Raw genomic sequence first — 13158 nt, 5'->3', positions numbered from 1 at the left:
GGGGCTTATGTCATGGTGAATAAGAAGCGGCATATGAAAGTGAAGTTATGGAGTGTAAGAACTTTAATCATACTTTTCTTTGCGATTAGTGCGATAACGTTATCACAAGGTGTTGTGTATGTACAAGACATAGTAAAAGAGTGTTTTTTCAGTAAGACTAAGACAATATCGGAAAGAAATTATGATTTTACTAGTATAGGTGAAAATTTCGATGATTCCAAAATAGATGAAGATGAATATGAAGAAGTAGAAGATACAGGTATAAGAACGAAAACGGGTAAAAAATTTCAACCTTTCGAAAGAGAAAGTCTATGGAGTGACGTGCTTTCTGTTCTTTCAAATATATGGATTACTATAGCTTTTTATGTGATAATTGCAATATCAATTATATATGCCATCTACAAGTATATTAGGAAAAAATTGACGAAAACAGAAATAGTACAGGAGAAAGAATTGGTTACAAAGCACACTGCGGTAAGAAGCATAAAGAATGAAAAAGTCATTCATCAGTTAGAACAGCCGTTACCGACAGATAAGATAAGAAAAACGTTAGTTGAATGGGAAAGAACATTACCATTTCATGAACAGAGAAGATCTTATGAAACGATGCAACAATGGTTAAAAAGAATTTGTAGAACAAGGGATATTATCTCGTTATATGAGTCTGTTCGTTATGGTGAAAAGACGTATACGGATTTAGATGTGGAAGAAATAATGAAGTGGGTAGAGGGAGATGGGAAGGTGGATACATAAATATTCACCTTTTCTTTTTTATATGGAAATTTGATTAACATGAATTATTTTCTTATATGAAACCGTATTTAAATAGATAAACAAAATTAACTTTATTTACTTATACTTCATTACATGTTAACCTATACTTAATTTTTATAAATTATAATTAATTTTTGATTTTTTAAGGGTGTGAAAATGTAATGAAATCGGTATTAAAAAGCATACTTATTTCCTTTGTTTTTTCAGCAGTAGGTATGTGTTGGTTACTGTACGTATTATTCAAAGGGGACGGAGACTGGTTATTGTCTTGGATAGGTGTATTAATGGCATATTTATCTTTATATACTTTAATAGATTTATATTGTAAAAATACATACGATAAAAAAATAAATAAATGGCTTATAAAAACAGCGGTGACTAGTTTTAGTTTTTCTGTATTAGGAATCTCATTTTGTATCATACATGAGCTATTAACACCATGGAGTCTTAGTTTAATGGTGTGGTATTGGTTGCTAATGTTAGTATTATTTTTAACAACTATAATATCATTAATCAGTTTAGTATTTGTTAATCGTAAAAATCACAATTTCACCGTTGGATATAGAATGCTCATACTTCTAAATGTATTTCTTACACTAGGACCAGTATTATGGCCGCTATTACTTTCTATTATTGGAAATGGTATGAATGCTAGTGCGGGCTGGTAAAAAGGAATATAAATTAGTTGTGTAAAGAATAGGATGAAAAGTTGATATAGAATTTTAAATGTTTAAGAGAACATGTTTACATAAAAAATAAAAACATGTTCTCTTTTTATTTGCATGCATAACTCTTCCTCAGTTTACCGTATTTAAATTTAAACGTAAGTATTTCGTAAGGAATGGATAAGAAAAAAGAGAGATTTATCATATAGGATGAAAGTATAGCTTGAATCAATCCGATATTAATGGAGGAGAGAAAGCCTTATGAAAAAATGTAATTCAATTAAGTTAGCAAGTTTTGCAGTTTTATTAGCGGGTACTGCTCTATTCACACCTGGCTTTACTGTGACTGCAGAGTCAACTCAAAATATTTCTAGTTCGTCACAAGTACATGATCAAAAGAATCGTAATGGCTGGAAACAAGTAATGCAGGAAACAGTACAGCTTGGTGCTGTAGGAATATTAGCTAAGGCGTCTAATAATGGAAAAACTAGTAGTTTTACTGCTGGCGTGGCGGACTTAAGTACAAAGAAACCGGTGAATTCGGATTATCGCTTTCGGATTGGCAGTGTGACGAAGTCGTTTACTGCCACGACTATTCTTCAATTAGTAGGAGAAAAGCGCTTACAACTTGACGATCCAATTGAAAAGTGGCTACCGGGTCTCGTGCAAGGAAATGGGTATGATGGTAATCAAATTACGATACGACAACTTTTGAATCATACAAGTGGTATCGCTGAATATTTAAAGTCAAAAGACGCGGACATAATGAATTCGAAAAAAACGTATACAGCAGAAGAAATAGTGAAAATAGGCCTTTCGCTGCCTCCAGATTTCTCGCCGGGTAAAGACTGGTTGTATTCAAACACAGGATACGTAATACTAGGAATGCTTATTGAAAAAATAACTGGAAATAGTTATGCGGAAGAAATCGAAAAGCGAATTATTGAACCTTTGGACCTATCAAATACGTTTTTACCAGGAAATTCACCCGTCATCCCAGGAAAGAATCATGCTCGTGGATATGTGAAAATGGAAGGAACAGGCGAGTTGAAAGATATTACGTATTATAATCCAAGTTTAGCTAATGCAGCTGGAGATATGATTTCTAATGCGGATGATTTAAATAAGTTCTTTTCATCTTTACTCGGTGGTAAGTTACTGAAGGAACGCGAGCTAAAAGAAATGCTTACTACAGTTCCTATAGAAGGAAAAGGGGTTGGTGACGCATACGGTCTTGGAATCTATGAGACTAAACTTCCAAACGGTGTTTCAGTTTGGGGGCATGGAGGAGGAATTCCTGGATTTACAACTTTTGCTGGGGGAGTAATTGGAGGCAAACATACATTGGCTATCAGTCTCAACTCTATAGGTGGGGTCGATATTGTTCCGCAGTTTAATAAAATGATGCAAATTGAATTTAATAAATAGATGAAAAGAAAGTGAATGGAATTTTGTTATAGTTATATTTAAAAGAGGTGCTTTTTTAAGTTCGCAACTATGGACAGTAGTTGCATTTATGATATGGCATCAAGTGTATTTCAAAGTGAAAATCAATCTTAATGCTTACGATAAAAATAAAAAGGATGTCAGTTACATGACATTCTTTTTATTTTGGATAAAAAAGGTATATAGTTCTGAAAATTGTTGTTTTTTAAATTATTAAATATAATAAAGGATATAGGGGCGCCAATAGGGGAGTTATGAATGGAAAATACTTTAGTTAGTTAATTATTTCTCGTTTTAATCAAAATGATTATGAGTTGATTTGGAGTTGAATACAATGGGAGAAAATCATTATAAATGGAGTAATAAACAATTACGAGAGCATGTTGAAGTAATAGATGGTAAAAGAAGTCCGCACATTTTATGTAAGAACGCAACTTATTTAAATTCCTATATGCGCGAGTGGATGCAAGCAAATATTTGGATCTATGATGACCGGATTGTTTATGTAGGGGAAAAGCTGCCAGTGCAACTGCATGAATGTGAAGTCATTGATTGTGATGGAAAGTATGTAGTTCCAAGTTACATAGAACCTCATGCACATCCATATCAATTATATAATCCTGAAACTTTAGCGAATCATGCGATGCAGTTTGGGACAACAACTTTTATTAATGATAATTTAACTTTATTTTTCACATTACAACGTGAAGAAGCATTTCGTTTATTAGATGAATTTGAAAAGATTCCAGCAAGTATGTATTGGTGGTGCCGTTTTGATGGACAGACTGAATTGCAAAACGGGGAAACTTTATTTAATCGTGAAGAAATAATAGAATGGCTTAAGCATAAAGCAGTTCTTCAAGGCGGCGAGCTAACAGCATGGCCAAAACTATTACATGGCGATGATGAAATGTTAACTTGGATGCAGGAAACGAAGCGATTGCAGAAGAAAGTAGAAGGACATTTTCCAGGTGCATCTGAAACGACTTTAGCGAAGTTAAAACTGTTAGGTACAGATTGTGATCATGAAGCGATGACAGGGCAGGAAGCTTTCACTCGTCTTATGCAAGGTTACACTGTTTCCCTAAGAAATTCTTCAATCCGCCCAGATTTAGAAGTTTTACTGAAAGAATTGTTGGAACTAGGCGTAAAGCAGTTTGATAGATTTATTCTTACGACAGACGGCTCACATCCTTCGTTTTATGAGAATGGAATGACAAACGTTATGATTTCTACCGCGATAAAACAAGGAGTGCCAGTAATAGATGCATACGATATGGCAAGTTATAATATTGCTCGCTATTATAATATGGAACATGTACATGGTTCGATTGCGACAGGTAGAATTGCTAATATCAATATTTTAGAAAGTAAAGAAAACCCAGTACCAATTAGTGTCCTTGCAAAGGGGAAATGGGTGAAGCGTGACGGTGTAAATACACATGAGGCATTACATATAGACTGGAGTAAACATAAAGTAACTCCATTATCATTAGATTGGTCAATAGAAAAAGAGGATATGATTTTCTCTAATAAAACGGGGATACACTTATTAAATAACGTTATTACAAAACCATACACTAGTGAAATCAATATAGACTGTGATGAATTGTCCACAGATCATGATGAATGTTTCCTTATGATGATTGCTCGTGATGGCAGTTGGCAAGTGAATATAGCTGTCAAAGGTTTTGCAAAAGAACTAGGTGGGCTTGCTAGCTCTTATTCTGGTACAGGTGACATCATTCTTATCGGAAAAAGAAAAGAAGATATGCTTACAGCTTTTCGTAGAGTAAAAGAGCTCGGTGGTGGAATGGTCATAGTAGAAAACAATGAAGTGTTACACGAAATAGCATTACCATTGCTCGGGATTATGTCTAATTTAAAAATGAGAGAATTAATACAGGAAGAGAAACAGATGGTGAAATTACTACAAGAGCGTGGCTACGCGTATGATGATCCAGCATTTACAATTTTATTCTTTTCTGCGACGCACTTGCCTTTTATACGAGTAACACCTATAGGATTATATGATGTGAAAAGTAGTAAGGTAGTTGCCCCGCCCGTAAATTTGATAAAGCAATATTAAAAAGAAAGATCCTATAAAAATTTTATTTTATAGGATCTTTCTTATTATTAGCATAAGAATATTGTAAGCCTCAAATGATATAGTATCTAAATCATTTGAGGTGATATGTAAATATGAAAAAAATATTTTACATTTTAAGCGTATTTATTCTGTGTGTATCGATACAACACGTTGTACATTCCCAATCAGATGCACCAGAGTTACCTTCGGATTGTCTCGAAGAAAGAAAAGTTAGAGATGAAAAGTATGTGAAGAATATAATACAGGACATTAAATCCACATTTAATTTAAATATTGATGAACATAGTTTTTGGGAAGTAAGTAAAAGAGATCTGGAGGCTGCTCATTTGATGTATGGTGGAAAGGAAAATGATTCTTATTATACTTCGCTAACTAAAATTTATGACAGTGGTGGATTTAGCGAACAGCCCAGCCTATTTGTGAGGGCGCAAGAAGCATTTTTACTTTATAAAGAAAAAGATAATATCAATGTAATGAAACGCCTAAAACTAGACGTTGAAAAAGGGGAATGGCTCGTTATAAAAACGAAAAAGAAGAAAGGGAAAAAAGTGAAATTTAAGCCGTTGCAATGTGAAAAAGATTATATGAAAAAGAGAAATGAATAACAAAATACTTATTCATGCTGTTTTTATTCAACGATATTTTGCTGTTGATTTGAAATAGAAAAAGGTAAACAAACATATTAGCTTTATGGAATATGTTTATTTACCTTTTTTTGAGAGATTTAATAATTGGGGATTATTTACTGCCTAATGAATTTATAACATTCAATGAATTTGTTCTTCATAAACATTAGATTTTGTGTCAAATGATTTATACATTGCCGAAACACCTATGTATATTTTATTCTACAGTATTTATAAAAGAATGTTGGCTATTCATAAGAAATATGATTGGCACGGTTTTTGCTTGTATTACATGTAAGGAAGGGAGATTGTATGTAAGGAATCTGTACTCGTAATAGTATAAAACAAGCTACTATTGCATTATTAATCATAGTTGTATTTATAGGGGAACTGTAAATACATACAAATAAGTGGTTTTTTTAATTTTAAAATTCTGAATTTTCATTTAAATTATTAGGGGGCAATGGTATGGTTAAATATTCGAAAATTTCTAAGTGGATTCTTGGTGTTGGACTAGTGACAATAACATGTAATGGTTTGCAAATTCAAGCAGAGACAAAAGAGAAAAACGTGAAGAACGTATTACAAATGGAGCCGGTAGGAATACAGAAATCTGTTAATGAATTGGCGCACCCTTCAAAAGTACAAGAAAATGCATCTTTTACAAAACGGTTAAAATTAGCGGATTTATCGCAGCGTCCACTAGCACCAACCGATAATATTAAACCGTTAGCTGAAGAAAAAAAGTATTCAATGGCTGAGTTAAATCAATTAAATAACAAACAATTAACTGATCTTCTTGTGACAATTAAATGGTATCAAATTCCGGAATTATTTCAGTTTAATAGTGATAGTCTTAAATTCTATCAAGATGATAGTCGAATGCAAGCAATTATTAATAAACTAGAAGAACAAGGACAAACTTATACGAAAGATGATTCAAAAGGAATTGAAACATTAGTAGAAGCTCTACGTGCAGCATTTTATTTAGGTTTTTACCATGATGAATTAAGCAAACTAAATGAGCGTAGCTACCATGATAAATGTTTACCAGCTTTAAAAACAATTGCAAAAAATCCAAATTTCAAACTTGGTACATCAGAACAAAATAAAGTAATTGCATCATATGGAAAATTAATTGGAAATGCATCAGCAGATGTTGAAACGGTTTTATATGCAGGTGAAATTTTTAAACAATATAACGATAATCTTGCAACTTTCATTGAAGACCGAACAAAAGGAGACGCTATATATGAGTTGATGAAGGGAATTGACTTTGATATTCAGACGGATATGTACACGACTGGAAAAGAGCCAAAAGATACGATGTGGTTTCGAAATATTGATAACTTTATTAATGAAATAAATCGTTTTGCACTACTTGGTACAGTAACAAATAAAAACGGATGGTTAATTAATAATGGAATTTACTATGCTGGCCGATTGGGCAAGCTTCATAGCACGCCCACAAAAGGACAACAAGTTGTTACAGATGCAATGCGAATTTATCCATATTTAGGAGAGCAATACTTTGTTGCGGCAGAACAAATTACTACAAATTATGGAGGAATAGATGCGAACGGCAAAACTGTAAATTTAGATCAAATTCGAGAAGAGGGTAAAAAGAAATATTTACCGAAAACGTATACGTTTGATGATGGTGCAATTGTCTTTAAAGCTGGGGATAAAGTTAGCGAAGAGAAAATTAAACGTCTATACTGGGCGGCAAAAGAGGTGCGTTCTCAATTTTATCGTACAGTTGGTAGCGATAAACCACTTGAAAGTGGACATGCTGATGATGTGTTAACGATGGTTATTTATAATAGCCCAGATGAGTATCAATTTAATCGTCAACTGTACGGATATGAAACGAATAATGGTGGGATTTATATTGAAGGGACAGGGACTTTCTTTACATATGAACGTACACCAGAGCAAAGTATTTATAGTCTGGAAGAATTGTTCCGCCATGAATTTACGCACTACTTACAGGGAAGGTACGAAGTTCAGGGATTATGGGGCCAAGGGGAAATGTATCAAAATGAACGTTTAACATGGTTTGAAGAAGGGAATGCAGAGTTCTTTGCAGGTGCAACGCGATTAGATAGTGTAGTACCACGAAAAAGTATAATTGGTGGGTTATCTAATGATCCTGCAAAACGTTATACAGCATCACAAACATTAAATGCGAAATATGGAACGTGGGATTTTTATAATTATTCGTTTGCACTGCAATCATATATGTATAATAAGCGCCCAGAAATGTTCGATAAAGTACATGATTTAATTCGCGCAAATGATGTTTCAAGTTACGATGAATACCGTGCTACATTAAGCAAAGATAATAAGTTAAATGAAGAATATCAATCTTATATGCAAATGCTTATTGATAATCGTGATAAGTATACAATTCCACAAGTATCAGATGAGTATTTAACTCAGCATGATCCAAAATCGCTTTCGGACGTTACGTCAGATATTACGAATGAAGCGAAATTAAAAGATGTGAAAGTAACAAAGAATAAATCACAATTCTTTAATACATTTACACTACAGGGGACATATACAGGAAGTGCGGCTAAAGGAGAAGTTGAGGACTGGAAAGTGATGAATGAAGCAACGAATGATATGTTGAAACGTCTTTCAGGAAAAGAGTGGACTGGATATAAAACATTGACTGCTTATTTTGTAAATTACCGTGTAAATAATGCTGGGCAATTTGAATATGATGTTGTGTTTAGCGGAGTGAATACGGAAGAAGGTACGGCTGTAGAAAAAGAACCGAATAATTCATTTGAAACAGCAAACCCACTATCTTTGAATATTTTGTTAAGAGGAACCTTGAGCGATCAAGATCAGGGGGATAAATTTGTTATTGATGTAAAGGATCAAAAAGATTTACAAATTTCTGTTACGAACGAACAAAATCTTGGATTGAACTGGGTATTATATTCTGAATCAGATTTAAATAATTATGTAGCTTATGCAACAAAACGTGATGGGAACAAATTGCTTGGAAATTATAATGCAAAGCCAGGGAAATATTACTTAAGTGTATATAAGTATGGTGGTGGAACAGGGAATTATACGGTACAAGTAAAATAGTTTACTATAGTTTGTTTTGAAAGGCTACTTATTACATTTTTTAGCGAAATAAAGTATGTAATGTTAAACATTAAACTAATTCAACATATCCCTGTTCTAATTATAGAACAGGGATATGTTGGCTTTATATTTTTAAATTAAATAACCTCATTGGATTTTGATAAGAAAATAATTAATATAGATCTGAATTCTCATTCGTAAAGCATGTTTTAATCTTCTTAATGCTCTTTCATTTTTGTCTCAATGCTTGTTTTCAAATCAGTTGATACTTGATTGAAATACCCCAAAACGATCTCCCTAATATCATCGGATATAACTTTCAAATCACTAGCTAAGTTTTCGGCGAGATGTTCTTTTTCTATTGGCTGTAACTTCGTATAAAATTCACCAGCTTGTGTAAAGTCATCCTGTTTCGTTATAGAAGCTCTTTCAAGTTTACCTTCAACGTACCTTCCTTCACCGGTTGTAATTTGATTAGCAGGTGTCCAATCTTGCTGCTGGTTAATCGTTAATTTGCGAAATTCTGGACCAATTCTTCTTCTTTGTGAATCACTGTAAATGTTAGCGCGCCCTTGCAGCATTTTATCATCTGATAGTTCTGCACCATCCAGTAAATTAGAAGGAGAGAATGCGACTTTTTCTACTTGTTCCATAAAATTTTCAGGATTTTTATTTAATACCATTTTCCCGACTGGTATGAGAGGATACGTTTGTTCATCCCATACTTTTGTGTCATCTAAAGGATCATAAGAAAGGTGCGCTTCATCTTTCGGATCCATGAGCTGGACGTATAAACCATACTCCACTGGTTTACCATTTTCAATAGCATCATATAAATCTTTCCCGCTATAATCAGGATTTTCGGCAGCTAGTTTAATTGCTTCTTTACTAGTAATGTACTGTACACCTTCAAACGGGTACCAATGATACTTTACATACTTTCGATTACCTTCCGCATTTCTCCATACATATGTATTAACACTATGTCCTGGAATGTGGCGAAGACTTTTGGCCGTACCATTATTAGAGTATAAACGGACAACAAAATGAATAGATTCAGGTGCTTTAGCGACAAAACTCCAAAATCTATTAGGGTCTATTAAGTTATTTTTAGGTGAAGGCAATAATGCTTGAATCGTTTCAGGGAAACGCATCGGATCACGGACAGAAAAAACAGGAATGTGATTACATAAAAGGTCAAAAATGCCTTCTTTTGTATAAAATTTTGTAGAAAAACCGCGTACATTTCTAGCAGTATCCGGTGTTCCTTTCGTACTAACAGCTAACGAAAATCGCACCATAACAGGAACTTTCTCATTAGAATTTTGTAAAAAACTTAATTTAGTATGTTCAGACATCGAATATATCGTTTGAAAATAACCGAACGCACCAAATCCTTTTACATGAACAGGTCTTTCTAAAATTTTTTCATGAATAAATTCTTGTAACGTCTCGTGAAGTACACTATCTTGCTCTAGAACAGGTCCACGTGAACCAACTGTTTGTGAGTGAAGGGTAGCTTGTTCATTACGTTCGCCTTTTTCATTAAAGTGATTCCCTAGTAAAGATTGCCCCTGTTTATCATAGTTTTCATTCATCGATATAGCCTCCAAATTTATTTCGTCTATTGTTACTAAATATGATTTTATAATCTTGATTATGTATGATATGCAAAGTAGTAACAGACCGCTAGATGAAAAAAACGTGTATGTAGTGGACCTGTTGAAATAGAAGAAATTATGGAAAAATGAATATCGTGAAGAAAATTACTATTAAAATTTTAATCTGAAAAATGAATTTATACATGAGTTTATAGAGAATGAACAGAAATAAACAGGGAAAATAAATAGGAGGAATTTAACATGTCGGATTGGTTTCAATTAGATAAAGAATATATGATGTCTACATATTGTCGTACAGAGGTTGCAATGGAAAGAGGAGAAGGATGTAAACTATATGATGTAGATGGTAAAGAGTATTTAGATTTATTTTCTGGCGTAGGAGTAAATGTATTAGGATACAATCATCCTAAAATTGTACAAACGACAATGGAGCAAGTTACAAAATCGTTGCATCTGCCGTTTCATTTTTTAAACCCAGTTGCGATTGAGTATGCAAAGAAATTAGTGGATTGCTCATTAAAAAACGGAAAGGTCTTTTTTACAAACTCTGGTACGGAAGCGACAGAAACAACTTTGAAATTAATTGATAAATATAGAGCTAATACGAATGAAGAACGTGAAGGAATTGTAGTGCTGAAGAATAGTTTCCATGGGCGTACGTTAGGGGCACTTCATTTTACGAGACAAGAAAGTGTATATCAAAATTTCCCTAAAACATCGATTCCTGTATATGAAGTAGAGCGCGAAAATATAGAGCAATTAGAAGAAACAATTATTCATGAAAATCCAATTGCGATTATGCTAGAGCCGGTTTTAGGAAGCGGGGGGATTTATCCTTTATCGCGTGAATATTTACATGGCGTTCAAAACTTATGTGAGAAATACAATCTACTACTTATCGTTGATGAAATTCAAAGTGGTATGGGGAGAACCGGGAAACTGTTTGCGTATCAAAATTTTAATATCACACCGGACATTATTCAAATTGGTAAAGGAGCAGGAGGCGGGATACCGCTAGGAGGAATTATTGTAGGTGAAAAGCTATGTGATGTATTTGCACCTGGAGATCATGGAACAACATTTGCTCATTCATCAATGGGAACGGCTTTAGGGTTAACGGTATTAAACACATTGATTGAAGATGGTTTAATGCACGAAGCGTATGAAACGTCACTATATTTAAATGATAAATTACAAGAAATTCAGAAAGAAAATTCTTATTATATTCAGGAAGTACGTCATGCTGGTATGATGTTTGGAATTAGTTTAAATGATACAAATGAAAATGTGAAAAAATTACAGGTAGAGCTAATGGAGAAAGGGATATTAGTTGACGTAACACAAGGGAATATCATCCGTTTACTTCCTCCATATATAATTACAAAAGAAGAAATTGATACATTTATTACTCAATTTATTACTTGTATGGATAAGGTTGCTACTGTAGTAAGTGCTTAAAAATTAAAAGCTATATTTTATATAAAGTGCACTCTAATTGTTGGGGATAGTTTACAATTGGGGTGCATTTTTTATAGTTGAATTTTGTAAAATACAGTCGTTTGTATATGATAACGGAAAAATAGAAGGAATTTCGTTATATTTGAGTGGTGAAGAAAAGGGAAAGTAAGTATAAAGATAGTAGATAAAGCGGGTGGTTTAAATAACTAATGATAGAACGTTTTGAAAATAATAGCATACGAATATATAAATAATAAGAATGAGGTGATATATTGGAAAATAATGATATTCAATTTACTTCTTTACAAATGAGAACGGATAAATATGGTTGGGCTAGTATTCAATATACAAATAAAAAGCAGGCTATCTTATATACTCGAAACGGAGGAGTAGAATGGGATGTTGTCAATCCTCTTAATTCAATTGTATTATTTGGGTATCCAATAAACGCTCGAAGCTCTTGGGCATATGGTTTAACAAAAAAGAATGACGATTTATTGCCAGCTATATTTTATACAGTTAATAGAGGAGAAAGATGGAGTGAGTTTATTTTACCGGTTGAAGAAGATTGGGAGAAATCGACTGATGTTCAAGTTCAATTGCATGCTACGAATATGGATAGTATATGGATTGTATTATCTAGAAAGCTTGCATCAAATAAATTTGAACATAATTTATACTATTTGAAAACTAAAGGGAAATTATGGAAAATAATAAAAAATATAAGTATTAGTGATAGTATTTCAGGGATAACATTTATAAACGATCTAATTGGGTTTATTTCACTACAAAAACATTATGAAACATCAACGGTATTTAAAACAATAAATGGTGGGGAAAGTTGGCATCCTATAAAAGATATTCCAAGTCTTGAAGGAATTAATAATGGGACTGCTATGGCTTATAAAGCAATCTATAAAAATAAATTATTAGTAATACCAACTAAAATGAATGATGATGTATTTTTAATGAATTACTCATTTGATAAGGGGAATTCGTGGCATATTTCAAATAAAACAATAAATACTAGTAAAGTGGCTGTTTCGTTTTTTAGTTCCTATTATGGCTGGGTTATAAATAGTGAAAATGGAAGTGTATATCAAATAATAAAAAAAGGATCAAAATGGATCAAAGTATCAAGTAATCCATTATTAAAAAATGTATTTTGTTTGCATTTTTTTAATCGGCGTAAAGGTTGGGCGTGTAATAAAAAAGAAATATTTACTACAAAAGATCGCGGTATAACATGGAAAAAGGTAGTATATAAAATTAATAATATTGATAAGTTTATTTAAAAGAGTCCTAAAGAAATTAGGACTTTTTTTATTTTTAAATGGTGAGAGTTGTAACAA

At 32.9% G+C, this 13158-nt stretch carries 9 protein-coding genes; 8 read left to right on the top strand and 1 reads right to left on the bottom strand.

All coding sequences use genetic code 11. From position 1 onward, the window contains the following. Positions 1–12: 12 nt before the first annotated feature. The 6 genes from ACTFR8_RS27820 to colA all read left to right on the top strand — a co-directional run bounded on the left by ACTFR8_RS27820 (position 13) and on the right by colA (position 8726). On the top strand, positions 13–753 hold the full coding sequence (locus ACTFR8_RS27820; protein WP_000247499.1) for a hypothetical protein: 741 nt from the start codon (positions 13–15) through the stop codon (positions 751–753). Between the two features lie 182 nt (positions 754–935). Beyond that, on the top strand, positions 936–1442 hold the full coding sequence (locus ACTFR8_RS27815) for a DUF3902 family protein (RefSeq protein ID WP_000843833.1): 507 nt from the start codon (positions 936–938) through the stop codon (positions 1440–1442). Between the two features lie 258 nt (positions 1443–1700). Continuing rightward, entirely contained in the window at positions 1701–2867 is a 1167-nt protein-coding gene (locus ACTFR8_RS27810) for a serine hydrolase domain-containing protein (protein ID WP_000710633.1), read from the top strand. 352 nt (positions 2868–3219) lie between these two features. After that, positions 3220–4974: an adenine deaminase C-terminal domain-containing protein gene (locus ACTFR8_RS27805; RefSeq protein WP_044584583.1), complete on the top strand. Its 1755-nt coding sequence runs from the start codon at positions 3220–3222 to the stop codon at positions 4972–4974. Positions 4975–5087: 113 nt separating this feature from the next. Next, positions 5088–5600 carry a hypothetical protein gene (locus tag ACTFR8_RS27800; RefSeq protein ID WP_100618843.1) on the top strand — a complete coding sequence of 171 codons (513 nt, stop codon included), beginning with the start codon at positions 5088–5090 and terminating at the stop codon, positions 5598–5600. A gap of 489 nt (positions 5601–6089) precedes the next feature. Then, positions 6090–8726, top strand: coding sequence for a collagenase ColA (colA, locus tag ACTFR8_RS27795; RefSeq protein WP_044584582.1), 2637 nt, complete (start codon positions 6090–6092; stop codon positions 8724–8726). 218 nt (positions 8727–8944) lie between these two features. Here the strand turns inward: colA and ACTFR8_RS27790 are convergent, their stop codons facing one another. Continuing rightward, on the bottom strand, positions 8945–10324 hold the full coding sequence (locus ACTFR8_RS27790) for a catalase (protein WP_044584581.1): 1380 nt from the start codon (positions 10322–10324) through the stop codon (positions 8945–8947). Between the two features lie 264 nt (positions 10325–10588). Here ACTFR8_RS27790 and ACTFR8_RS27785 point away from each other — a divergent pair, with 264 nt between their 5' ends. Then, positions 10589–11806, top strand: a complete 1218-nt coding sequence (locus ACTFR8_RS27785; RefSeq protein ID WP_001286470.1) for an aspartate aminotransferase family protein — start codon at positions 10589–10591, stop codon at positions 11804–11806. A 272-nt stretch (positions 11807–12078) separates the two neighbouring features. Continuing rightward, on the top strand, positions 12079–13101 hold the full coding sequence (locus ACTFR8_RS27780) for a hypothetical protein (protein WP_098207505.1): 1023 nt from the start codon (positions 12079–12081) through the stop codon (positions 13099–13101). Positions 13102–13158 lie beyond the last annotated feature (57 nt).

This window comes from Bacillus cereus group sp. MYBK15-3, from assembly GCF_051916765.1.
Lineage (GTDB): Bacteria > Bacillota > Bacilli > Bacillales > Bacillaceae_G > Bacillus_A > Bacillus_A cereus.
This window is presented reverse-complemented; position numbering and strand designations above follow the sequence as displayed.